Annotated in this window: 21 protein-coding genes; 15 read left to right on the top strand and 6 right to left on the bottom strand. The window is 60.1% G+C overall.

All coding sequences use genetic code 11. From position 1 onward, the window contains the following. Window positions 1–2,543 (bottom strand): hypothetical protein (locus AAHB17_RS18925; RefSeq protein WP_342132350.1); only part of this gene is annotated, 2,543 nt, incomplete at its 3' end. 351 nt (window positions 2,544–2,894) lie between these two features. Beyond that, the gene (locus AAHB17_RS18920; RefSeq protein WP_342132349.1) at window positions 2,895–3,824 is read right to left on the bottom strand and encodes a LysR family transcriptional regulator; all 930 of its coding nucleotides are present in this window, start codon (window positions 3,822–3,824) and stop codon (window positions 2,895–2,897) included. 96 nt (window positions 3,825–3,920) lie between these two features. On the opposite strand from AAHB17_RS18920, the gene AAHB17_RS18915 reads away from it, so the two are divergent. The 5 genes from AAHB17_RS18915 (at window position 3,921) to AAHB17_RS18895 (ending at window position 10,256) form a co-directional block, all read left to right on the top strand. After that, complete coding sequence (locus AAHB17_RS18915; RefSeq protein WP_342132348.1) at window positions 3,921–5,141, top strand: MFS transporter; 1,221 nt, start codon at window positions 3,921–3,923, stop codon at window positions 5,139–5,141. Between the two features lie 199 nt (window positions 5,142–5,340). Then, window positions 5,341–6,894 (top strand): aldehyde dehydrogenase, encoded by a 1,554-nt coding sequence (locus tag AAHB17_RS18910; RefSeq protein WP_342132347.1) that lies wholly within the window; start codon window positions 5,341–5,343, stop codon window positions 6,892–6,894. Window positions 6,895–6,925: 31 nt separating this feature from the next. Further along, the gene (locus tag AAHB17_RS18905; protein WP_342132346.1) at window positions 6,926–7,912 is read left to right on the top strand and encodes a Bug family tripartite tricarboxylate transporter substrate binding protein; all 987 of its coding nucleotides are present in this window, start codon (window positions 6,926–6,928) and stop codon (window positions 7,910–7,912) included. A gap of 46 nt (window positions 7,913–7,958) precedes the next feature. Beyond that, window positions 7,959–9,128 (top strand): amidohydrolase family protein, encoded by a 1,170-nt coding sequence (locus tag AAHB17_RS18900; protein ID WP_342132345.1) that lies wholly within the window; start codon window positions 7,959–7,961, stop codon window positions 9,126–9,128. Window positions 9,129–9,149: 21 nt separating this feature from the next. Beyond that, window positions 9,150–10,256: an NADH:flavin oxidoreductase/NADH oxidase gene (locus AAHB17_RS18895; protein ID WP_342132344.1), complete on the top strand. Its 1,107-nt coding sequence runs from the start codon at window positions 9,150–9,152 to the stop codon at window positions 10,254–10,256. Here the strand turns inward: AAHB17_RS18895 and AAHB17_RS18890 are convergent. After that, window positions 10,253–11,152, bottom strand: coding sequence for a LysR family transcriptional regulator (locus AAHB17_RS18890; RefSeq protein ID WP_342132343.1), 900 nt, complete (start codon window positions 11,150–11,152; stop codon window positions 10,253–10,255). The genes AAHB17_RS18895 and AAHB17_RS18890 overlap by 4 nt on opposite strands. 47 nt (window positions 11,153–11,199) lie before the next feature. On the opposite strand from AAHB17_RS18890, the gene AAHB17_RS18885 reads away from it, so the two are divergent. The 8 genes from AAHB17_RS18885 (at window position 11,200) to AAHB17_RS18850 (ending at window position 19,643) form a co-directional block, all read left to right on the top strand. Further along, complete coding sequence (locus tag AAHB17_RS18885) at window positions 11,200–12,015, top strand: VOC family protein (protein ID WP_342132341.1); 816 nt, start codon at window positions 11,200–11,202, stop codon at window positions 12,013–12,015. A 54-nt stretch (window positions 12,016–12,069) separates the two neighbouring features. Then, on the top strand, window positions 12,070–13,080 hold the full coding sequence (locus tag AAHB17_RS18880) for a Bug family tripartite tricarboxylate transporter substrate binding protein (protein ID WP_342132339.1): 1,011 nt from the start codon (window positions 12,070–12,072) through the stop codon (window positions 13,078–13,080). A 16-nt stretch (window positions 13,081–13,096) separates the two neighbouring features. After that, window positions 13,097–14,677 (top strand): ABC transporter substrate-binding protein, encoded by a 1,581-nt coding sequence (locus AAHB17_RS18875; protein WP_342132338.1) that lies wholly within the window; start codon window positions 13,097–13,099, stop codon window positions 14,675–14,677. Further along, the gene (locus AAHB17_RS18870) at window positions 14,678–15,655 is read left to right on the top strand and encodes an ABC transporter permease (protein WP_342132337.1); all 978 of its coding nucleotides are present in this window, start codon (window positions 14,678–14,680) and stop codon (window positions 15,653–15,655) included. Window positions 15,656–15,798: 143 nt separating this feature from the next. Then, on the top strand, window positions 15,799–16,503 hold the full coding sequence (locus AAHB17_RS18865; RefSeq protein WP_342132336.1) for an ABC transporter permease: 705 nt from the start codon (window positions 15,799–15,801) through the stop codon (window positions 16,501–16,503). Beyond that, entirely contained in the window at window positions 16,500–17,510 is a 1,011-nt protein-coding gene (locus AAHB17_RS18860) for an ABC transporter ATP-binding protein (RefSeq protein WP_342132335.1), read from the top strand. Before AAHB17_RS18865 ends, AAHB17_RS18860 begins: the two co-directional genes overlap by 4 nt. After that, complete coding sequence (locus tag AAHB17_RS18855) at window positions 17,494–18,336, top strand: ATP-binding cassette domain-containing protein (protein ID WP_342132333.1); 843 nt, start codon at window positions 17,494–17,496, stop codon at window positions 18,334–18,336. The genes AAHB17_RS18860 and AAHB17_RS18855 overlap by 17 nt, the downstream gene beginning before the upstream one ends. Continuing rightward, a complete protein-coding gene (locus AAHB17_RS18850; protein ID WP_342132332.1) occupies window positions 18,333–19,643 on the top strand; it encodes an amidohydrolase family protein in 1,311 nt (436 codons plus the stop codon). The genes AAHB17_RS18855 and AAHB17_RS18850 overlap by 4 nt, the downstream gene beginning before the upstream one ends. A 30-nt stretch (window positions 19,644–19,673) precedes the next feature. Here the strand turns inward: AAHB17_RS18850 and AAHB17_RS18845 are convergent, their stop codons facing one another. After that, window positions 19,674–20,378 (bottom strand): TetR/AcrR family transcriptional regulator, encoded by a 705-nt coding sequence (locus tag AAHB17_RS18845; protein WP_342132330.1) that lies wholly within the window; start codon window positions 20,376–20,378, stop codon window positions 19,674–19,676. Between the two features lie 705 nt (window positions 20,379–21,083). Here AAHB17_RS18845 and AAHB17_RS18840 point away from each other — a divergent pair. Both AAHB17_RS18840 and AAHB17_RS18835 read left to right on the top strand, forming a co-directional pair. Further along, a complete protein-coding gene (locus tag AAHB17_RS18840) occupies window positions 21,084–21,569 on the top strand; it encodes a VOC family protein (RefSeq protein ID WP_342132329.1) in 486 nt (161 codons plus the stop codon). A 13-nt stretch (window positions 21,570–21,582) separates the two neighbouring features. Continuing rightward, window positions 21,583–22,821 (top strand): FAD binding domain-containing protein, encoded by a 1,239-nt coding sequence (locus tag AAHB17_RS18835; RefSeq protein ID WP_342132354.1) that lies wholly within the window; start codon window positions 21,583–21,585, stop codon window positions 22,819–22,821. 113 nt (window positions 22,822–22,934) lie between these two features. Here AAHB17_RS18835 and AAHB17_RS18830 read toward each other — a convergent pair whose 3' ends face one another. Further along, window positions 22,935–24,263 (bottom strand): HipA domain-containing protein, encoded by a 1,329-nt coding sequence (locus AAHB17_RS18830; protein ID WP_342132327.1) that lies wholly within the window; start codon window positions 24,261–24,263, stop codon window positions 22,935–22,937. Continuing rightward, entirely contained in the window at window positions 24,260–24,565 is a 306-nt protein-coding gene (locus AAHB17_RS18825; protein ID WP_342132326.1) for a helix-turn-helix domain-containing protein, read from the bottom strand. The genes AAHB17_RS18830 and AAHB17_RS18825 overlap by 4 nt, the downstream gene beginning before the upstream one ends. Window positions 24,566–24,778 lie beyond the last annotated feature (213 nt).

Raw genomic sequence — 24,778 nt, 5'->3', positions numbered from 1 at the left:
ACCCAACCGATTCGTCCAAGCTCGAAGGATGCGTCGATGTCGTTAAAGACCGCTGCGATATCCGACGCTTCGTGAATGGCATCGAAGCAGACCAAGTGGAGCCAGAGGTTCACCTTGGGAGTTGCTGGGGCGTGTCCGTTCAGGAGCAAATGACGAATACGCTCTATGATGCGATTCGCGGCCAAATGCCATCGACTGAACACTGGAGCATCCCAGTGCCCGATGTGTGAGCGAGCGCTTTTGACGGCTTTCAAAATCGAGCGTCCTGGCAGGCTCACAAAACGGTAGTTGCTTTGTATCGACGTAGTGTCCTCTCGTGCCGGCAACCATTTTTGTAGCAGCTTCTCCAAGACACAGCCGGCTGCCGCAACTGCGGACGCTGGCGTGTACGTCGCCCCAGCTGCTGGGATGGCCAGACCGGCTGTTGCATGACCAGTGACGAGCCGCAAGAGGTTGTAGTCTTCGCCGTCGCATGCCCAGTGAGTGATGAGCACGTGCCGCATGAAGTTTTTTCTGGCGCCAAAGTAGGTCTGTGATACCCATTCGATGTCTGCTGCTGTGACTTCGGACCGTGTTACACGATCGTTCTTGAACCCCCACAACTCGAATGCCGGCGCGTCGAATCGGAGCTGTCCGGCTGCCAGCTCTTTCCAGCCTTCAGCGCGGTTTCTGGACAGTTGAGCAGCCAGTCGTTCGGCTACCGATCGCTTTGCCAAGTGCAACAGTTCCAGTTGATGGCTCAGGTACCTTGGTTTTGGCAGGATGCGTGAGGAGTTCTCGTGCTCAACTTTTTTGTCCTGAATCCACAGACTGTCGGCCGAACAGTAGATGGCACCACAGGTCATCTCTCCGATCCTCGAGCCGCGACCTCCTATGAGAAACACTGTCACTCCAGCTACCAGCCGGTTGAGCTCGTTCAGGTTTTGGATACTCGATTGAATGTCGGAACGCTTGTCCTGTATCGCGGTACTCAGTTGATGAGTTCGCGCGTGAAGCGTCGCAAATCCTTCAGCCAATGCGTCGTCCGTCGGGATACCCCCCCGTTCTACGCTAGTTGTTGAGTCAAGCGTGATCGGTCCAAGACCTAGGCGGTCATATGCCTTTTGAACCAACGTTCGGATTTCTTCTTGAGATGGATGAAAGTAATAGAGCGCGGCTTGTGGCGTAATCGACACGTCTAATGAACAGGTCGTGGCCACCAAATCTGATGACGCTACTTTCGTGTAGACCCTGGACACAGATTTTGACCATCGACCCGGGAATGCTTGGAAGGCCGGATCGCTGAGTTCTTTCAGCAGGTCATATGTCTGTCGGTTCAGGACGCTCCAAGCCGCCGAGTTTTCGGAGACCTGAAAAATGTCAGCGAGGTACCGAAGGTCTTGTTGTCCAGTGGACCGTGACATACTGGTCAATGCCTGACCAAGTCCAGCTGGAAACGGAATGCAGATCAGTGTAGCGGGCGTGATGTTTGCGGTTGATTTTGAGGCTCCACGCAGCACTTCAATCGGCCAGGTGAATCGCTGGTTTTCGATGTCGATGTTCAGATCGCCGTCCTGATTCACTGGCGCGTGTAGTAGCACGTGTGCTGGCGTTGACGTCAACAAAACGGTGGTCGCAAGCACAGCTGCCCGCTGCCATGGTGAATCAGCATCGGACATCAGCGCAGGAAGTCGCGCGGCAATCCGGCAGGTTTGATCGACTGACAGCGAGTTCCATGATTCGAGGCCCAGGCGGTCGTTTCGGCGGGCGTTAGGAACAGCATTCAGGTGCCACTCAAGAATCGAATCGCCTCTTTCAAATTTGGGTCGTTGGTCCAACGATTCCGCTTCAACTTGGACGATCGGCTCGCCCTCCTTCGGAAGGCTGTCCACCTTTGGCGCGTCAGCGCTTAACTCAGGCCCCTGATAGGCAACCGTCACTTTGGCGATTTCTGTCTGTGCGAAATGCGCTGAGATCCCTGCGGGGGTTGGCATCGAACGATCTAGGTAACTCAGAACCGTCATACCAAATTGACGTGCTACGCCATACGTCAAGTCCTTCACCAGTTCCGTCAGCTCGGATTTGTTGATGATGTTTGATGTTCCAAGCCTTCCCCAATCAGGATTCAACTTGCCGCTTCTTGTGTGCGCCTGATAGCATTTCTTGAGGCCTTCCAGAGCTTTGCTTGTCAGCGGTCTGTGACCTGCCGCAGCTTCAAGAATCAAGTAGACGAACACCACATCGAGTTGGAGCGCTGCGCTGTTGGTGGCGGCGCGACGCGCGGCAATACACTCATGCAGAGCGCCCCAGGGCTGATTCACAAGTTCTGCGGCGGTGGGCGAAGAAGAGGGTGAGGATGGGTGCGCTGACATTGACTTCGACAGTTGACGCACATGTTTCTGCCAGTCTTGCGTGCTGGCACTGATCCCCCAAGACAGACAACTCTCAAGCGCCGAGCCCAACTGCTGTAGGTACACCAAGGCGCCGTTTCCGCTGGGCGGGCATCCGGCGGCCATCAGGATCGGGTGCGCAAATGGGTTGTCAGTCAGAACATGCAAAGTCATGTCCTGTTTATCGACGAGGATTGGGGTGGGCTTCTAAGAGCAAGTGTGTCCTGGGAAGCACTTGCTCTTAGAAAAGTGCTGTTTTTTCAGAAATTGTCGTCGAAAGACTGATTGACGACAATTTTGACCGGCTTTAGCCGGCCTGGTGTGTTGCCAAGTCGTATTCACACGGAGCCTGTACGAATTGGGTCGCCAAGTTCACCAACGCACCTCTTGCGCTCATGAAGCTCCGTGAGCAGAATTATTCGGTGGTATAGCCTAGTCGACGGTGTTGCGCCGTTTGCTTAGACGATTTGGATAGGTCTCGGTCAACGCCTGGGCGGAGAGAGTTTTTCGCACGCAGACGTATTGCTAGAAGCGCTGAGGCCCAGCCGCTCCTTGAGGCATTGAATCCCGGACGGCGTCAATGAACGTACGCAGACGTCGGGGTTGTAGACGCGAGGCTGGATAGACCAAGTATGTGGGCAAGGGTGCCGCGCGCCACTCTGGCACCAGGTGAACGAGACGACCGGTCGATATGTCGTCGACGACCAACCAGGCCGACACGATCGCAGCACCCAATCCGTCCAATGCCGCTCGTCTCAATGCATACAGGCTGTCTGTCGCCAGTCGAGGCGTTATGGCGAATGCCTTCTCTTTGCCATCAGACATCCGCTGAAGCGCCACGTTGCGATGATAGAAAGTGCTCAGCGCGAGCCAGGGCAACGGCATCAGGTCGTCGGGCTCCGTCAGCTGTTGACGCGTGATGAGCTCGGGGGCAGCGACCACGATCCGAGGCACTTCAGCGATCAGGAGGGCGACCACGGACGGGTCGTTCACGGCGCCAACGTGTATGGCGCAGTCCACATCTTCTGCCGCGAAGTCCGGAAGACGGTCACTGAGACGCCATTCAACAGAAACGTCTGGATAGCGCCGGAGGTAGTCGACCAATGGCGCCATCAGTTGATCCTGTCCCAGTGCATGAGGCGCCACAACACGCAACTTCCCTCGGGTTTTGTCCCTGCCTTCTGTGAGTGCAGACTGCAGCGCTTCCCATCCGGCAACCAGTTCGCGTGCCATTTCCAGCAGCCGCTCCCCATCTACCGTCAGCGTCATCGAGTGAGTGGATCGCTGCAAAAGTCGCAGGCCTAGCGAGAGCTCCAGGGCTTTTAGCCGACGACTGACGGTGGGTTGCGTCGTGCCCAACTGCGCGGCAGCGGCCGACAGGCTGCCTGCCTCGACGATGCGGATGAACGTCTGCATGAGTTCCAGGCGATCTGCCTGGATCTTGGATTCGGTCATGCGCTCAGTGTATATCCAATGTACACCAATAACCACTACCAGGAAATTTCAGGGCAAAACACAATCGGTTCCTCCTGATATTGAGGGTTAACACCGATGATTGCCATTTGCAAAACGCATGACCTGACCCAAGGTCCATCACGCTCCCTAATCGGAATGCTCGCTGCGGGGGCCGGGTTCTCCGTTGCGTCCATCTACTACGGCCAACCCATTCTTGGAGCGATCGCCTCAGACCTCGGCGCGTTGCCCAGCACCGTCGGCCTGCTGCCGATGCTGACGCAGCTTGGCTATGCGCTGGGGATTCTGTTGCTGGCGCCATTGAGCGATCGCTACAACCGCCGGCGGGTGATCCTGTTCAAAGCATGGGCGCTGATGCTCGCGTTGGTGGCGAGCGGACTCTCGCCGAATGTGCATTCCCTCATGGTGGCGAGTTTTCTGGTCGGGCTGTTCGCCACGCTGGCGCAAGACTTTGTTCCGGCGGCGGCCGCCACAGCGCCGCCGGCGCATCGAGGCCGCATTGTCGGCACCGTCATGACGGGGTTGTTGCTGGGCATTCTGCTGTCTCGCACAGCCAGTGGACTGATCGGACAGGGCCTGGGTTGGCGTGCTGTGTACGTATCTGCCGCCGTCAGCATTGCCTTGGTTGGCGCCATCTCGTTTCGGCGTCTCCCCCACTTCGAGCGAGGTAATTCGCTCTCCTATGGAGCGCTCTTGGCATCTATGGCCTCCCTTTGGCGGGCTCATTCGACACTCAGAGCGGCAACCCTGTCCCAGGCGTTCCTTTCCGTCGGCTTCAGCGCCTTTTGGTCGACGCTGGCCTTCATGCTTCATGCCGATTTCGGGCTTGGAAGCGCGGCTGCGGGCGCCTTTGGCCTAGCCGGTGCCGCTGGTGCATTGGCCGCGCCCATGGCGGGCCGACTCGCTGACAAGTGGGGCGCCATCGGTGTCGCGCGCATGGGTACCGTTGTTGCAGGAACCAGCTTTGCGCTCATGGCCGTCGGGACTTTGCTTCCTGCTGAGGCGGATCTGGCGCTGCTGGTCATCGCGGCCATCGGCTTTGACTTCGGCGTGCAAGCCGCATTGGTAGCGCATCAGACGCTTGTCTACGGGCTGGACCCTGATGCGCGCAGTCGACTCAACGCCCTGCTGTTCACCGGGATCTTCTTGGGCATGGCGTTGGGTTCAGCCCTGGGTGCTCTGGCCTTTGCTCACTGGCACTGGATGGGCGTGCTGGCCCTGGCCATGGCGAGTGTGCTGGCGGCCTTTGCGGTCCACGGCGCGACCCGGCGCGGTGCGCCTGTTCCCCTCAGCTTCTGAAATTTGATTATCAATCGATAACCAAATACTTCAGGCGCCTGAGATTAAAGCGTGTAAAAGTACGCCTTCTTTAGAAGTCTGTCTAGAAAAATAAAGGGTTTTCCCTAGATATCCAGACGCCTGGAAGCTGGCAGACTCAATCATCAAATGATCGATCGATAATTAAGATAGACTCAACCTATCGACTGCACTGCAGTCAATGACCAAGGAAAACGACATGTCTCATCCAACCTCTCCTGCCATCTCCGACTGGCTCAAGAAGCGCCACGGGCTGTTCATCGATGGCACATCGAAGCCGGCTCGATCTGGTGCCGAGATGTCTGTCATCGCTCCGGGACACGGCTCCGTCATCGCGCAGGTGGCGGATGCCGATGCACAGGATGTGGCCGACGCCATCGCCAGTGCCAGGCGTGCGTTCCGGGCGTCCGAGTGGGCGGATATGTCCGTCCGTGCGCGCGCCCGTTTGGTCAACCGCCTCGCAGACGCCATGGAGGCCCACATGGAAGAGTTGTACCAACTGGAGACACTCAACAACGGGCGCCCACTGCGTGAGACCAGGGCGCAGCTCTCACGGGTGCCGGATTTGTTCCGATACAACGCAGCGCTGGCCATCGCGCGACGTGACTCGGTCATTCCGGTAGAAGGGCAGTACCACGCGTTCACCAACCGGGGACCGGTGGGCGTCGTGGCCAACATCGCGCCCTTCAATCACCCGCTGCTGATCGCCTCGCGCAACCTGGCACCTACCTTTGCGTCCGGCTGCACGACGGTGGTCAAGCCCTCCGAACTCACGCCGCTGACGACCTTGCGCCTAGCCGAGATCTTTACGGAAGCAGGTCTGCCGTACGGGGTCTTCAACGTCGTGACGGGCGTTGGTGCAGCTGCAGGCAAGGCGCTTTCCGAGCACCCTGGCATCAACAAACTGGTGCTGACCGGAGGCACCGAAGCAGGGCGCAGCGCGGGCGCCGCCGCAGCCCGCAACTTTGTGCGCCAGACACTTGAGTTGGGTGGCAAGACGCCGGTGATCGTGTTCGATGACTACAGCGTAGACCAGGCCGTGAACTACGCCGCGTTCGGCGCCTTCGTCGGCGCCGGTCAAACCTGCGTTTGCGCAGCGCGACACATCGTGCACCGCCGCGTCTATGACGAGTTCGTTGACAAGCTGGCACGCAAGGCCGAGGGCCTTGTCGTGGGCGACCCGTTCGACCCACGCACACAAATGGGGCCTGTCGTCTCGCAGCGCCAGCGAGAACGCATCCTCGATTACGTGCACATAGGTGTGTCAGAGGGCGCGCGTCTGGCGGCTGGCGGTGTCGTGCCCGCGGAGCTGGCCGATTCATCGGGCTTCTATGTGCGCCCCACTGTCTTGGCAGACGTTCGGCCCGACATGCGCGTTGCACGCGAGGAGGTGTTTGGTCCGTTCACCGTGGTGCTGCCGTTCGACACCGAAGACGAGGCCATCGCGATTGCCAACAGCTCGGAGTATGGCTTGGCCGCCGCCGTGCGTACCAACGATGTGGCCCGTGCCCACCGTGTGGCCAAGGCACTCGAAGCCGGGATCGTTTGGGTGAATGACCACCACCGCGTCGACGCGGCCTCTCCCTGGGGCGGTGTGAAGCTCTCGGGCATCGGGCGAGAGTTCGGACAGGAAGCGTTCGACGGCTACTTCGACACCAAGGCGGTCATGGTGAACACGAGCAACGCGCCGTTTGACTGGTTTGACACGACGCAGACCAATGCCCGCCTGAACTGACCCGACGACCTCCAGACAACAAGGAAGCAGCATGAAGCCACATCACGCCATGACGCGAACATTTCTGAAAGTGTTAGCCTGCCTCAGCGCACTGGGAGCTGCGACGACAGCAATCGCCCAGAGCGATGCCTCAAAAGAGACGTTGCGCATTGTGGTGCCCTTCGGTCCAGGGACACCACTTGATGTCATTGCGCGCGACATCGCGCAGGAAATCCGGCCCTTGCTTCAGCAAACCATCGTGGTCGAGAACAAGCCTGGTGCGGCCGGCATGATCGGCGGTGCCGAGGTGGCGCGCACCACAGCGCCTGCGACCACATTCATGTTGACCACCCACAACACGGTGGTGATCAACCCGCACCTGTACAAGAACATGACCTACCAGCCACAACGCGACTTCACGCCAGTGGGTCTGGTTGGCGTGGGTGGGTATGTGCTGGTCGCTGCGCCAACCGCACCGTTCAAGACACTCGATCAATACCTCGCTGAGGCCAAGGTCCATCCGGGGAAGGTCTCCTACGGATCGCTCGGAATCGGCAGCGGGCCCCACATGTGCGGGGAAATGCTGGTCGAGAAAACCAAGGTCAGGTTGTTGCACGTACCCTTCACGACAGGGAGCATAGTCAACGTGGTCAGCGGCCAGGTCGACTCATCGTGGGAGCCGTATGCAACGGCAGCGCCTTTCATCAGGACAGGCAAACTGGTTGCGCTGGGCGCAAGCACCAACTACCGCGCGTCTGTCTTTCCATCCACGGTGCCGCTGTTGCCTGAGTCGCTGCCGGGTTACGAGTGCACCAGCTGGATTGGCTTGTTCGCCTCGGTCAAAGCGCCCGACGCAACGGTTCGCCGGCTGTCGGATGCCCTCACGAAAGTCGTCCAGTCACCCGGCTTCCAGGAGCGGCTCATCAGCAACGGCTTCCTGCCCAAATGGGCCTCGCCCAGCGAAATGCGAGACCTCATCGCCAACGACAGCAAGACCTGGGAGCGCATCGTCAGTGCCACCGGCCTGAAGCTCGATTGACCAACCAAGACTGCAATGGGGTTGACCCACTTACCGAGGAAATGACATGCTCTACACCTGCGCACCCGGCTGCAAGGATCCCCAACATCGACACGGCTTGACCACCCGTCTCGGCGGGCAGCCGGGCAATGCGGAAGACCAGCCCCAGGGAAGCGAACCAGGCAACGGCGCTCACATCACGGACAAAGGCAAGTCCACACGTCGGATTGACGTGCATTGTCACTACCTTCAACCTCGCGTCGCCGCCAAGGTCGCTCACCTTGAGCCAGGGAAGTACGACCCCAGCACGGTGTTCGCCAATGCGCTGACCCGAGCGACCAATGAGCAACAAATGCGAGAACGTGCGGTCGCGTTGACCGACGTCTCGCGCCGCCTTCAAGACATGGACCGCATGGGCGTGGACGTGCAGGTCGTCAGCCCCGCCCCGTTCCAGTACTACTACTTTGCGTCGCCCGCCCTGGGCGCGGCATTGGCTCGCGAAATCAACGAGGGCATGAGTGCACTTGTCAATGACCATCCTGGGCGCTTCGCTGCGCTGGGCACCGTTCCATTGCAGGATGCGGCGTTCGCCATGCGCGAGTTGGCATACGGTATGACTCAGCTGGGTCTGCGCGGCGCGGAGATCGGCACCAGCGTGAACGGGATGGATCTGACCGACCCCAAGCTGGGACTGGAGCCCTTCTTCGCACTGGCCAACGAACTGGAGGCCGTGCTCTTTCTGCACCCGGTGGGATTCACGGAAGGCGGTCGTCTGCTGGACCACTACTTCAACAACGTCATTGGCAACCCGCTGGACACCACGATCGCAGCCAGCAAGCTGATTTTTGATGGCATTGCGGCAAGGTATCCGAAGATCAAATTCCTGCTCGCCCATGGCGGTGGTTACCTGGCTTCTTATTGGGCACGCATGGACCATGCATGGCGTGCGCGTGCGGACTGCCGCACCGTGATTGCGGAAGCGCCCAGCCGGTACCTGGAAAAAATGTACCTCGATACGGTCGTTTTCGATCCGGCGCTCTTGTCCAACCTCATCGAACGCTACGGCGCGAGCCAATTGCTCATGGGCTCGGACTACCCGTACGACATGGGTGTGGAGGAACCCGTGCGTTTGATTAAAAGCGTTGCCCGCCTCGGCGAATCAGAGCGCGACCTGATCCTTGGGGGCAACGCCGAGCGCCTTTTCGGCCTTTCATCCCATGCCATCACCACACACTGACCAGACCAGAGGCACCAGACCATGAGCGCACTATTCAGTCCCGTCCAGATCGGCCCCATCTCTCTTGGGAACCGCATCGCGGTATCGCCCATGTGCCAGTACGTCGCTCAAGGGGGGCAGGCCACGGACTGGCATCTGCAGCACCTCGCGCAACTTGCGATGTCGGGCGCAGGCCTGGTCATGCTTGAGGCCACAGCGGTGGAGCCGCGAGGTCGCATCACGCACGGCTGCCTGGGGCTGTACTCCGCAGAGACCGAATCCGCACTTGAGCGCGTGCTGCGTGTTGCCAGATCGATGGCTGCTCCGGGCACCCGATTTGGCATTCAACTGAACCATGCGGGACGCAAGGCATCGAGTCGCGTGCCCTGGTTGGGTGGACAACATTTGAGCTCGGGCGACGTCGCGACCGAAGGCGAGCCCTGGCAGGCGGTGGCACCCTCCGCGCTGCCCTTCGGTCAGTTTCCCGCGCCGGCCGCACTGGAGCCCGGTGAGATGGAGGGGATCGCGCGATCCTTTGTGGCGTCAGCTCAAGCCGCAGTGCGGCTCGGCTTCGACCTGGTTGAGCTGCATTGTGCACATGGCTATCTGATGCACCAGTTCCTGTCACCTTTGTCAAACCAACGCGCGGATAACTTCGGCGGAAGCTCATCCGCACGACAGCACTGGCCCTTGCGCGTGGCCGAGCGCATACGGGCGGCCCTGCCGGCATCCATGGCTTTCGGTGCACGCATAAGTGCCAACGAATGGACGGAGGGCGGGCTGGATGTGGATCACGCCGTCGATTTCACTCGCCTGCTTCAGTCGATCGGAGCCGACTACGTCTGCGTGAGTTCTGGCAGCGTCGATGCGGGTACACGCATTCCATTCAGCCCCGGGTTTCAAGTTCCGTTTGCTTCTCGTGTACGGCGCGAGACGGGCATCGTGACCCGGACGGTGGGCGCCCTCACCGAGCCTTCGCAAGCGGAAGACATCATCGCCAGTGGTCAAGCTGATGTCGTGGCATTGGCGCGGGCTTTCCTGGCGGATCCTCGATGGGTGTGGCGTGCCGCGGAAGAGTTGGGCGCATCGACCTTCTATCCGCCTCCTTACGAGCGCGCCAAAGGACTGCGCGGTTCACCGGATCGTTAAGTCTTGGTGTTATTGACGAGCAGGGCGTCAAGAAAACGACTGGCCCCTGGCGCGAGCGCGTCAGGGCGCCAGACGATGCGGTACTGACTCTCCATTTTCAGCAACGGCAGTGCGCGGACCACAATGTCATGGCCGACAAACTGCATCAGGCTCTCTTGCGCGACGCAGAGCCCAAACCCGCCGGCCACCAGCGCCAGGGCCGAAATCATGTCACCCGCCACGCAGGCCACGCGTGGGTCGAAACCAAGGCGATTGCACGCTGCCGTGAAACGCGTGCGCAGCGATTGCCCGGGCCGAACAGGGGTGACCACCCACTCGGCCTCCATGAGTTGCTTGAGCGTGATCCGAGGTATTTCAGCGCATGGATGATGGCGAGGCAGCAGCAGCACGTACTTCTCCACGCTGTAGGTTTCAGCGCGGACGTCGGCGTCGGCGACTTCCTGTGTGCTTACCGCGAAATCCAGGTGCCCGTGCCGCAAGGCAACGAGTTGCTCGTCCTCTGGAGCGCTCTCAAACTGAAAGCGCAGCGACGGGTGCGCTTGTTGCACGCTGCGCGCCGTTGACGGGATGACCCCGTTGTAGAGCGCTCCTGGCATGTGGCCAATCACCACCGTGCCGCCCATGCCGCTGGCACGGCGCTGTAGATCCTGAACCAGCTGCTCGTTGTTCATGATGATTCGACGCGCGTTCAGGAGCAACTCCCTGCCGGCGTTGTTCAAGCGAAGCCCGCGACCGATCCGCTCGAACAACGGAAATCCGATTTGCGACTCCAGTTTGAGGATGGCGCGGCTGAGCGGAGAAGCCGAGATGTGTAACACCGTCGCCGCTTTGGAAATGCTCTCGTTCTCGGCAACTGCGACGAACTGTCTGAGGGTGCGGAAATCGAGATGTTGCATGGGTTTTGGTGTTGAACAGAGACACAAAAATAAAGACTTTAAATGTCTTGAACACTGAGAAAAAAAGTCCTTTTATCTATGCAATCAAACCGCCAAAATTCATCCATGTCAAGCGCTTCCGTGGCGCGCCATCGTCATCACCCACTACCCCTTTTGTTGCAATGATTCACTTTGATCACGTCTGTCTGGCCGCTCCAAACGTCTACGAGTCGACCTATCGCCTGAGCCAGGAGACCGGCCTGGGAAACTACGACGGAGGCTTCTTTCCGATGTATGGCATCGGTCACCGCGTGGTGCCTTTGGCTCCGGACATTTACATCGAGGTGGAAAGCCTGATCGACCGCCGACCTCTGAAGGACGGGCAGCCGCTTGCCATGTTCATGGACCGTCAGACCCGCGACGGCGATCGCTTCGTTGGCTGGTGCCTGCGCAGCGACACCTTGGAAGAGCTTGAAGCGTTTGCCGCGCACCATGGAACCGCCGTCGACCATGCGACCACCGGCAAGAACGCTGGTCGCCAGATGATGGATGGTTCACGCGGTTTTGCGCTGCAAGCGCCCAGCGCAACGTCCGCGTGGCCGATGGGTAAGCCCAACCTGTACTTCAAGCCTGGGACCGGAACCCACGCTGGCAGCCTCCCTGTCGTGCCTGGCTCGGGTCGTGTGGTGGGCCAAGGTCTGGAATGGATAGAGATAGGCGAAGACCAGGACGCCTTTGCCGCGTGGCTGGGCGACGTGGCCCGGCCTTCCGATTTTCCGTTCGACATTCGCTACAACGGCAGAACGCCTGGCCTGTACGCGATGGGTGTGCGAAGCGATCAAGGAGTGATCGAGATCCGGCGTCCGTCCGTGCTGGTCGAATGAGTCGCAGTATCACGCATGAAGTCAGTCAACCCCCCTGCACCTCACGGAGAACCCATGGTCCCGATCGCTTCATCTCAGCCTGCGAATGCCAGCCCGCGTGTGCCGAGACGCTCGGCCTTGCTCGCCTTCGCGCTGAGCGCTTGCATGCCGCTGGCCATTGCGCAGGCGGCATACCCATCGAAACCCATCAACGTGCTCATTGGCTACCCGCCGGGAGGCAGTGTGGACGCCGTCGGTCGAGCCGTCATCGAGGCCATGGGAAAACGCCTCGGGACGGCCATGGTCATTGAAAACATCGGCGGTGCGGCTGGCGCCATTGGTGTCCAAAAAGGCGTGGCAGCCCCAGCCGATGGCCACACCCTTGTCTTCGGGTCGAGCAGCGAGTTCGTCGCAGTCAAGGCGATCAACCCTGCGCTCAAATACGACGTGCAGCGTGACCTCGTTCCGGTGGGTTACGTTGGCTCCATTCCACTTGTGCTTGTCGCGTCTCGACAGAGCGGCGTGACCTCATTGAATCAGTTCGTATCGGAAGTCCGTGCCAAACCAGGAAAGTTCTCGTACGGGACGTCTGGAGTTGGGTCCATGTTGCACTTCTCAGGCGAACTGCTGAAACGCCAAGCCGGCATCTCCATCCTCCACATTCCATACAAGGGGGCTGGAAACATCGGCTCCGATCTCGCTGGCGGCAACATCGAGTTTGCGTTCCTAGGTCCGGGGGCTGCGCGGCCTTTCATCGATGCCGGGCGCATCACTCCGATTGCAGTGACCAGCGCCCGTCGGGCAGCCAGCCTGCCCGACGTACCCGCGCTGTCTGAACACCCGGCACTCACCGGATACGACCTCGTGGCCTGGTACGCACTGATGGCGCCAAAGGGCACACCACCAACGATCGTCACGCGGCTGCAGACAGTACTGGTCCAGTCGCTGCAGGACGTTGACGTGCGATCCAAGCTCGAGCGTGTGGGTGTCGAAGTCGGGCGCGGCGACGAAGACTTGCCTAGGTTGATGGCTCGCGATGCATTGCAGTACCAGCGAATCGTGCAGTTCGCTGGGATGAAGGAATAACCACCAAGGAGCTACCATGACTATCGATCGTCGCCTTTTTCTCAAGCGAACAGGCTCGGGCCTCGCGCTCTCATCACTCAGCCTGAATGAAGTCTTCGCGCAGAAGACCAAGCGGCTCATCGGCGCCATTGAAGAGGACCCTGCCAGCATCAACCCGGCGCTGACAACGGTGATCTCGAGCTTCACAGCAGGTTGTCCGGTCTACAGCGCTTTGACCTGGATGGACGGAAAGGGTGATGTGCACCCGGACCTCGCTGAGTCCTGGGAGGTTTCCCCCGACAACAAGAGCTACACCTTCCGTCTGCGCCAGAACGTGAAGTGGCATGACGGAACGGCGTTCAGTGCAGAGGATGTGAAGTTCTCGCTGGAGAACATCACCCGCAAACTCCATCCATGGGGCCGCAATGCGTTCGCTGCGTTGAGCGTGGTCGATGTCATCGATCCTCGCACGGTGGTGCTGCGATTCGAGCGCCCCAATCCATTCGTGCTGAGCGCATCCACCGTGTCTATTGCAGCCATCCTGCCCAAGCATCTGTGGGCCAATCAAGACCCCACACAAAATCCTCATAACCGCAAACCCGTTGGAACCGGCCCCTTCATGCTGGTCGAAAACAAGGTCGGGGATCGTCTGGTGTACCGCCGCAACCCGAACTTCTACATCCCGGGTCAACCGGCTTTTGACGAGCTTGTCCTGCGCGTTATGCCCGACGGTGCCGCGCGTGTCGCCGCGCTGGAAAACGGCGAGATCGACATGTTGAACACGTTTGCCCTGCCGACGACCGAGGTGCGCAGGGTGAGCCGCCTCCCGCATATCAAGATTGCATCGACCGGTCAGGCCGCCCCGACATACCTTTGCACCTTCAACCTGCGTTCGCCACAGTTGTCCAAGTTGCAGGTTCGCCATGCCTTGGCCCACGCCATTGACCGTGCCTTCATTCGCAGCACGGTCATGCCTGGCCTGGCCGATCCGGTGATCGGACCGGTACCCAGTGTTCTGAAGCTGGCCAGCAAGAACGTCACCGACTATGCGCTCGACGTTGAACGCGCCAAGCGACTGCTGGATGAGGCAGGCTTCAAAGCCGTTGACGGGCGACGCTTCAGCCTGCGTTTGCTGTTCCCCAACTCCGACACGCGTGCGGTGCGCATGGCCGATATCGTCCGCCAAAACCTGATGGCTGTGGGCGTCTCGATCGACATCGTTCCGATGGAGCGCGCACTGCTGATGCAGAAGGGCTACACCGAGGGTGAATTTGATCTCCTCATCGACAGCTACCTGCTGGGGCCAGATCCGGCGATCGGCGTTGAGCGCTTGTACAACTCGGCCAACATCTTCACCCCAGCGCGCCCGTTCACCAACAACAGCGGCTACCGCAACGCCGACGTCGACAAACTGTTCGACCAGGAAAAACAGGCTGTCGATCCCGAGAAGCGCAAGCAGATCTACGAGCAGATTCAGCAGAAGGTCTGGGCCGACCTGCCGATTCTGCCGCTTTTCTCGTACCGCGGTGCGGAGGCTTACAACGCACGGATGGTCAGCGGCATCTTCGACGTTGCTGACGGCAGCAAAGAGAGCTTTGCGCGAGCAAAGCCTGTCTGAATGAGTGCGCTTGCTCACCTTGTGATGGCCATCGGCCGTCGAGTGATGATGGCCATACCCGTGGTCATGGCCATCGTGGTCCTGACCTTTGTGCTGATCAGGCTGTCACCCACCGACCCCGCCGTGCTTCTGGCCGGTGATGCACCGGCGCCCGAGTTTCTCGAAAGGATTCGTGCGCAGTACCACCTTGACGAATCCATCGCAAAACAGCTCACCATTTACGTGGCGTCTGCTTTGCAGGGCGATCTTGGCATGTCGATCTATTTCCGAAAGCCAGTCATCGAACTGATCCTAGAGCATGCGCCAGTCACCTTCTTACTGACCATCTCCAGCCTGGTGATGGCCAGCGCCATTGGCGTGTCGTTGGCGGTGCTCGCTGCCTCCCGCCCCGGAACACCCACAGACACGGCGGTTACCGCGCTTTCGTTGGCAGGCTACTCGATGCCGGCCTTTTGGATCGGACAGCTGTTGATCCTGACCTTTTCGGTCTGGCTCGGATGGCTGCCGAGCAACGGAATGGGATCCACACGGGAGACCTTTGAAGGATTTGAGTTGTTCTTAGACCGAATTCGCCATATGGCCCTTCCCGTCACCAGCCTCGTGCTTTTTGAACTGGCCATCGTTACCCGCTTCACCCGAGCGGCAATGGTTCAGGCGCTGCGGCAGGACTATGTGGCGGTGGCCCACGCAAAGGGTGCGAGTCCCGCGCGGGTGCTTTGGCGTCATGCCCTGCCCAACGCGCTGGTCACCACCGTCACGGTCCTGGGCCTGGAATTTGGTTTCCTGCTGGCGGGGTCGGTGGTGACCGAAATCGTGTTTGGCTGGCCAGGTCTGGGACGTCTGTTCTTTGACGCCATCTTCAGACGCGACTTTCCGTTGCTGACCGGATGCTTCATCTTTACCTCCGTGATGGTGGTGCTGGCCAACATGATCACTGATGCGTTGGTAACGGTGATCGATCCGAGGACCGCCCGATGAGTAGATTGAAGCCGATGCATGCAAAGCCCTGGCCGGTTTGGCGCGCTCTGAACCCATCAGGTCGGACGGGCCTGCTCCTTCTCATTGCGGCTGTGCTGCTGTGTACGGTGGTCGCATGGATGCTGCAGCACTCGCCATCGACCATGAGCGAAGCCTTGCGGGAACCGCCTGGGGCGAGCCACTGGCTGGGCACCGACGACCTTGGTCGGGACGTCCTGGCCCGTCTGGCCTACGGAGGGCAGATATCCTTGGCCGTGGGGACAATCAGTGCAGTGATCGCCGTGTCGATTGGCGTCGCGGTTGGTGCTACCTGCGGCTACCTTGGAGGCGCCTTCGATGCCGTGGTGATGCGCATTACCGAGGCCTTCCAGATCATTCCCCGGTTCTTCCTGGCATTGATCGTTGTGGCATTGGTGGGATCCGGTATCTGGAAGATCATTCTCGTCCTGGGTCTGCTGAGCTGGCCGGCAACCGCGCGCGTGGTACGTGCTCAAGTGCTTGTCCTTCGCAAGGAAGAGTTCGTTCTGGCAGCAATCATGGGTGGCGCCAGCGCCCCACGTGTGATCGGTCGTCATATCCTTCCCAACGTGGCGCCCATCATCGCAGTGAGCGCTTCTCTACAAGCTGGATCGGCCATCTTGCTGGAGTCTTTCATCAGCTTTCTTGGGTTGGGTGATGTGGCGCACCCGAGCTGGGGTTTGCTGCTGCAGCAGGGGCAATTGTTCATTCGTGATGGTTGGTGGATATCGACTTTTCCGGGATTGGCGCTCTCCCTCACCATCCTCGGCCTCAACCTGCTGGGTGACGGCATTCGTGCCGCCCACGGCGATACTGCACATGCATCATGAATGATTTGAATACGGTTCTTGATGTGGATGATCTCCACATCGATATCGCCGCGGCAGATGGGCGCTCGATCAATGCGTTGCAAGGCGTATCCCTGCAGGTCCGAACCGGGGAGATTGTGGGCGTGGTCGGCGAATCCGGTTCCGGGAAGTCACTGCTCGCCAAATCCATCATGCGGCTTTTGCCACCCGTGGCACGCGTGACGCGAGGCCGCGTGTGTCTGGGTGCTCAAGACCTTTTGGCCCTGGATCCAGCCGCCATGCCCACGCTGCGTGGTGGTGACCTTGCCATGGTGTTTCAGGATCCGATGACATCGTTGAATCCGGTGCTGCGCGTCGGCGCTCAGCTGTCGGAGGCCATTGCGCTGCATCAACCTGTTGCGAACCGCGCTGCCTGGGCACAGGCGCGCGAGCTTTTGACCCGTGTGGGTATTCCCAAGCCGGCCGATCGCGCGCGCCAGTACCCGCATGAGTTCTCGGGTGGTATGCGCCAGCGCGCGATGATTGCCATGGGCATCGCGAACGCACCGAGGCTGCTGATCGCTGATGAGCCCACGACCGCACTGGATGTCACCGTACAGCTGCAGATTCTCAGGCTGTTGAAGACCCTTAACCAAGAATCGCATACGTCGGTGCTTTTCATCACACACAACATGGGCGTTGTGGCCAGTCTGTGCGACCGCGTGGCGGTAATGTATTCCGGCCGAATCGTGGAGGAGGGGCCGGTCGACGCCATCTTCTCTGCGCCCAGGCACCCGTACACCTGGGCATTGCTGAATGCGGTGCCGCGTCTCGATTCGCCCAAGGGTCAGAGGCTGGCTGCGATCCCCGGTCAGGCGCCAGATCCAGCAGCCCCACCACCAGGCTGCAGGTTTGCACCTCGGTGCAGTTACGCCAATGACACATGCCGTACGCAGGAACCCGTTCGTACGGAGACCGATGACTTCCACAGCGTCGCTTGCTGGGTCAGGCCTGATTTAAAGGAGAAGACACATGGCGCTGTCCATTGACAGAGTGGCGGAACCTCTGCTGCGCGTGAAGGGCGTCGGTCGCGACTTCTCCAGCCGAGGCTGGGGAGCTGCTGGCGCATTTCGCGCCGTCGACGACGTGATTTTGGACGTGTGGCGCGGTGAAACGCTGGGCATAGTGGGTGAATCCGGATCCGGAAAATCCACATTGGGCAGAATGATTGCTGGCTTGCTCACCCCCTCCCGCGGACAGGTGCTGCTTGATGGGGACGACGTTCACGGAGGGACTGGCGGCCAGAAGCGCGGCGTGTGGCGTCGCATGCAGATGGTGTTTCAAGACCCGTATTCTTCGCTCAACCCACGCATGACGGTACGTGATGCTCTGCTCGAGCCCATGCGCAATTTTGGCGTGGCACGTGGTCAGGCAGCGGAAGACCGCGCTCGTCGACTGCTTGACGCATGTGGCCTGCCCTCCAGAAGCCTGAATTTGTTCCCTCGGGAATTCTCCGGCGGGCAGCGCCAGCGTATCGGCATCGCGCGAGCGCTGGCCGTACAACCCGATCTGATCGTCGCCGATGAGCCAGTGTCCGCGCTCGACGTATCGGTGCAAGCGCAAGTGATCAACCTTCTGATGGATCTGCAGGCCGAGTTCGGTTTGACCTACATCTTTATTGCGCATGACCTCGCCGTGGTGCGGCAGATCGCCGACCGTGTGGGCGTCATGAACAAGGGGTCCATGGTCGAACTCGCGCCAAGCGACACGCTGTTCACTGCGCCCTCTCATGCTTACACGAAGACCTTGTTGGCCAGCAGCCCGATTGCCAACCCGAGACTGGCCCGGCAGCAACTTGCCGGAGCTTTGCCGTGACCCGGCTTCTGGTGCGCCATGCGGAAGTGGTGACCATGGACACAGCGGGCGATCTTCCCGTCGCTGACATCTTGGTGCAGGACGGGGAGATCATCGCCCTTGGTCCCGGGTTGCCGGCGACGGACGCAGAGGTGGTGGATGCCTCTGGCTGCATTGCGCTTCCAGGCATCATCGATGCGCACACATGTCTGTGGCAAAGCGTGCTGCGCAACTGGGTGCCCGACCTATGGGGCGGGAGGTACTTCGCCGATCTGTTGCCTCTGAGGCGTTGCTTTCGCGCACAGGACAACTACATCAGTGGTTGGATTGGCGGGGCGGAAATGTTGTCTTGTGGCACCACAACTGTCGTTGACTACTGCCACAACATCGCCGGGCCAGGCTATGCGCATGCGGCAATCACCGGGTTGAAGGAGACAGGTATTCGGCATGTCTTTACCTACTCGTTCATGAACGAACAGCCCGACGACTTTACCGACAGCCGCGCACGCTTTGCCGATGCGGCACGGATTTTCGACGAGTTTCACGATGCCGCAGGCCTGACCACCATCCACTTTGGCATTGAATCCGTCGGCGCAGCGCACTTGAGCCAGCAGTTGACCTTTGCGCGCGAACACGGTGTGATGAGTTGCATTCACATCAACGCGCGAAATGACATTGCTCAACTGCGAACACACGATCTGCTGGGACCCGACCTGCTGGCCATTCACGGCAACCTGATCACCGACCTGGAGCTGGACGCCATGGCGCAAGTCAGGATGCCGCTGTGCTTCACCCCCTCGGCCGATGTGCAGGGCACTCCGGCGGATGTGGTCCGTCGCGCGCGACTGCGGGATGTCCCGTTGGTCTACGGATGCGATGTGCCCTGTCACGTTGCGTCGGACACCCTCCAGCAGCTTCGCTATCTCTTTCATGTGCAGGGTTACATTGATGGAACCGTTGCGCGCAGCAGGGCGCCGGCGGACACCCGGCGTCCTGCACCTGGCGAGGCCATGCCGTTGCTGCGACCGCGTGATCTGCTGCGCAGTGCGACCATCGACGCCGCGACAGTGCTTGGTATGGATAAGCGCATTGGCTCGATCGCCGTTGGAAAACGAGCAGACATCGTTCTGGTCCGCAAGGACGAGTACGGTGGCGCGTCAGGTGATCCCTGCGCTTACGTGCTCTTGCAGGCCAGTGCTCGTCACATTGACACCGTGATGGTTGACGGCGAGATCCGCGTGAAAGGTGGGCGTGTCGTCGACTTCGATGCTCAGCGTGCACGCCATCTTGCACACGAGGCGCGGAAGAGGTTGATTGGCGCAACGTGAGCGGCATGGGGCCAATGTGGTCCCGCTTGGCTACAACGCACGCCGTTGTTCTGACAGCACAGCGGGCACCCCGCGCAAGAAGACTTCCACGCGCAGGTCGATGACGCGGTCAAGATTCTTGGGCGTGGGCAGCTCATAAATCCATTTGCGCACGCCAATGTAGAACACGCTGGAGTGCATCGCCCAAACCAGGTCGAGCTCGTCTTCCAGCTCCGCTTCATTTCTGGGATCGGGAATGCCGTATTCACGCCGCATTTCGCTGGCGATCAGCATGAAGTGACGCTCCCGGAGCCGAGCGAGATACTTCTGGTTGATGCCGCCACGGTTGAGCCCCGCGTAGATGAAGATGCGCACCCACTCGCTGCGCAGCACAAAGCGTCCATAGTCTTTGAGGTAGCGGCACAGGCGCTCCCTGAGTGTCATCGACCGATCGGCCAGCCATTCTTCCCACTCAGGATTCCACCGCCGAACAAACACCTCCTCGTACACACGATCGATCAGCGCCTCCTTGTTGGGAAAGTACCGATACAGAAGCGGTTGGGTGATGCCGAGTTCCTTGGCCAGATCGCGAGTGCTGGCGCCGAAGCCGTTGCTGGCAAAAAAAGCCACGGCGCGCTGCACGATCTCATGCTCGCGGTCTTCGGGAGAGAGCCGTCGTCGAGGCACGACGCGAGCGGCAGGGGCTGCATCTGTAGTTTCAGCGGGGGCGGCTCGGGTGACACGCTTGTTGGTCATGGGTAAATGAGGGCGCGGTGTGGGACAAATTATCACTTGCTTAGGCGCAGTCCGCCGACGGTCAAGCGACCCGCATGCCCTTCTTGTTCACGCCCCGACCTGCCGCTTGCTTGGTCATGTGCGGGTGGAGCGCTTCTCGAAAGGTGTACGGGTTCACCTCCGACGCCTTGTTGATGCCACCTCACTGGCGTATCGGGAAACACGGGACGTTGCGCTGTTGGTTCACGTTGTTGATGGACGAGTGACTGGCCGCCGACTGACCCCGACGATGCAATGGGCACCATGCTTTTCGTGCAACTCGACTGCCTGCATTGCCGCCTCTCCCGCAGTGGACTTGTCGTCGCGCACCTGCGGCTCAGCGTGACGGCCGTGCAGTCCATCAGCGGCGTTGAACTCCCCAGACAGAAAACCGTGGCGCGGCACGATGAGGCCAGTGACACGGCAGAACGTACGGATGCTGGGAATGTTGTGTCCTGTGGGTGGTGTCGCTGCATGTTGTTTATCATTTGATCACATGTTTGTGAGTGCAAACGATTTTCGCGTGATCAATATGCAGTGAAAACCCTGATGGCGATCGACGTTCTGCATGAAGCTACATGCAGATATTTGCGGGGTTTTCGCAAATCAGACCGTTGGATGCTACCTCTTGCGCACGGCAGCCATCTTGATATATTATTTATCCATCGATAACTAAAAGTCAAAACCATGGCCATCAGCAAGCTCGCTCACTTCTCGATCCGAACCACCGACATGGAGGCCACGAAGCGCTTCTACGTGGACGTGATGGGATTCAAGGAGGGGTATAGGCCCCCCTTCCAGTTTCCCGGCATCTGGCTCTATCAGGGCGGGGATGAAGCTGACTATGGTGTCGTGCACATCATTGGCATCGACCCAAACGATCCAGTCGGCCTAGCGGAATACCTGGGGGACAGGCCAAAAGACTCACTCCATGGAAGCGGTGCTGTGGATCACGTGGCCTTTCTGGCCACGGACCTGCCCAACATGCATCGCCGACTGAAAGCTGCGGGCCTGGCATTTCGTGAACGCACTGTGCCCAGCCTCGGACTGCATCAAGTGTTTGTTGACGACCCATCGGGCCTGACCGTCGAAATCAACTTTCCCGCAAGCGAGGCAGCCGCTGCGCCAGATGCGCATGAAGATCGCCACGGCGGTGGTCAGTCAGCCGGTTAACAAGGAGACACAAATGGAACAGTCGAAATCCGCCATCGTCATCGGTGGTTCGCTTGGAGGGCTGCTCGCAGCCAACATGTTGTATCGCGCCGGCTGGGACGTTCACGTCTACGAGCGGGTGTCTGAAGCCCTGGAAGGGCGAGGTGCGGGTATCGTTACGCATCCGGAGTTGATGACGGCGTTGGAGATGGCGGGGGTCGTGATTGATGAAACCATCGGCATCTCCGTCCAAGAGCGGGTCACGCTCAGGCTGGATGGCACGATGGAACTCAAACAGCCACTGCCCCAGGTACTGACGGCATGGGGACGGTTGTACAGCGTACTGAAATCGGCATTCCCGGAGGACCGTTATCACAACGGCAAACAGCTGGTGTCGGTCTCTCAGGACGCGCATGGTGTCACGGCGTCCTTCTCGGATGGCACGGCGACCGCCGCCTCGTTGCTGGTTGCTGCAGACGGCGTTCGCTCGGTCGTACGAAACAGCCTTCTGCCGCAGACCACACCAAAGTACGCTGGCTATGTCGCCTGGAGGGGGCTCGTGGAGGAGTCGGCACTCTCCGCGCGCACACTCCAGGAGCTCTTTCCCTTCTTCGCGTTTGGGCTACCTCCTCAGGAGCAAATGATCGCCTACCCGGTTGCGGGTAAGAACAATTCGGTCATTCCTGGCACGCGCCGCTTCAATTTCGTGTGGTATCGCCCAGCCGAGGAGCACGCGACACTCAAGGACATGCTGACCGATTCGAGCGGCAAGGTTTGGCACGATGGCATTCCACCTCCGCTGATCCGTCCATCGATACTCTCCCAAACGCGGCGGGCGGCTCATGACGTTCTGGCGCCACAGTTTGCTGAAGTGGTGGAGAAGACGGAGTCGCTCTTTTTCCAACCGATCTTCGATCTGGAGAGTTCGCAGTTGGCGTTTGGCCGCATAGCGCTGTTGGGTGACGCTGCATTTGTTGCCCGCCCGCACTGCGGTATGGGTGTCACGAAAGCGGGCGGCGACGCAGTTGCGTTGGTGCGTGCCTTGTCCGACGCAAGCGGCGTTTCTTCTGCACTCAAAGCCTACGACAACCAGCGCCGCCCCTTTGGCGAGTTCATTGTCGGACACGCACGGGCGCTGGGGGCCTACATGCAAGCCCAACTGCTTACCGACCACGAGCGCGAGATGGCAGAACGCTACAGATCGACCGAGGCGGTGATGCGGGAGACAGCGGTCTCGCCGATGGCAATGGCAGATGAAACACTGAAACCATAGCGCGCAAGGGCTTCGACGGTTTGGCAAATCCCCAGGAGGCACTTGCACTTAGAAGAGTGCTGATTTCTTAAAAATCAGGGTGTTGTGTCCGGTTTGGATGTCGAAGATCTGCCTCAACCTGGCGTTGCGACGTTCGACAACATGTCGCCGATCACCACATGCCGTATCGCTCGCAGCAGTTGCCGCTCCGCGCCTCGGGTCGTCTCGTCGGCGTTTCCCATCAAGTTAGCGTCGTCGTATTCGTCATCCATCTGTGCGATCAGGGTGTCCACCGCCCCTGGAAGCTTGTCCACCATTTGGTGGGTCACGCGCTCGGCGGTCTTGGTCGCCAGACCCAGTTGAATGCCGGTTTCAATCAGTTTGTTCCGAGTCACATGACCAAACCGCGTGGCGCCCGCCACAGGCATGGCCAGGGCTTCGTCCGGCCAAACGGCGCCCTCATCGGCGTAGACCCGCGTGTGGTACACCGCCGTGCACAGGAGGTCGTAGAAGGGGGCCACACGTTGGCCCTCGCGATCGATCAGGAACGAGATGTTCTTGAGGTGGCAATCGGAGTTGCCCACCAGGGTGTTGAACAGGATCCACCGAAACACCTCCATCCGGGCCGCCGCCTTGTTGCGACACTGCCCGATGAGCTCCTTGAGCTTGGGGAACGTGGCGCTGGTGTACTTGAAGACACCACTCTCGTTCAGGGATTGGCAGCCGTCCAGTGTGTGCAGACGCAGGGGCTCGGACGCTTGCGGCCCCCACCGACGGTCGAATCGTTCAATGATGAACACCGGTTCCGGGACATACAGCCGCCATACCCTGGGCACGTTCAGGCCAAGCGTCGCCGCCAGGCGCATCGTGAAGGTCTCGTTGACCACGGAATGTGGGTAGCCCGGTGCGGTCGAGTTTGGCTTGAGGATGTGTGTGGACGGCGTTCCCTTCAGGGGTTCTTCAAGTTGACCCGTCGCCGGGTCAAAGTTCACGACCATCTTGTGCTGAGCTCCCGCCAGGGACATGCGCTTGGGTGCCTGTTGGCTCAGCGAGGCGGTCGGCAACTGGCGGATTCGCTTTGTCAGCGCCGGCCAGGGCAAGGCCTGAAGGCCTTTGGGTGCTTCGGGCGCCCCGGGCAGCTGGAGCACCACGGCGCCCGCCGACTCCGCGCCCAAGCGCTCCAGCAGTCCAAAGGCGTCCGCGGCCAGGATGCCCTCTTCGTGGCCAATGACCTCCCGCAACCTGTCTTCTGGCAGCAGGTTGTCGAAGAACCACTGCACCGGACGGAAGGTCGAGCCGTCCAGCACCGTCTGCGGCCCGAGTGGCAACGCTGGGGATAGCGCAAAGGCCTTCGGTGTATTCAGCCAGGCACTGTCGTACTGGAAGCCCCAGACGTTGTTTGAATCAACCAGCGTGCCCACCATCTCGCCGTTGATCAGGACCTGAAGGCGGCGCTCGCTCACATGGGGTCCTTGCGCTCGGTGTCTTCACCCGCCGACGGGTTGGGCGAAGGCTTTCCTGACAGGGCCAAGAAGCGCGCCTCGGCGGTGCTCGGAATCTCCAGAACCATCCGGATGCCCAGTTCTTCGAGCACACGAAGTACGCGCCCGAACTGCACCGTCTCCTTGCCGCGCTCCAGGTCGCGCAGGAACACGTGGCTCACGCCCGCGCTGCCGGCCGCGTCGTCCTGACGTACGCCGCTTTCCTTGCGGACCGCCAGGATGGCGTTTCCAACGTCTGATACTTGGTTGATGGGGATGTGCATGGTGCAGAAGAAATCGAAATATTCGTTTCGATTTTATCGCTCAATGCCCCAAGCACACAAGGAATCGAAGCAAGGGTTTCGATTCTTGTGGATGGCGTTCGATGACGCCAAAAATCGAATCGAACGTTTCGTTTTGACGCCAATGGAGTGAGGACAATCCTCGGCTCAAGCCGCTAGCTACGCTGGTGACCCATGACCTGAGCAGTCTGTTCA

The sequence above is a fragment of the Hydrogenophaga sp. OTU3427 genome, assembly GCF_038440225.1.
Taxonomy (GTDB): domain Bacteria; phylum Pseudomonadota; class Gammaproteobacteria; order Burkholderiales; family Burkholderiaceae_C; genus Hydrogenophaga.
The sequence above is the reverse complement of the archived record's forward strand: the minus strand, read 5'-3'. Positions and strand labels throughout refer to the sequence as shown.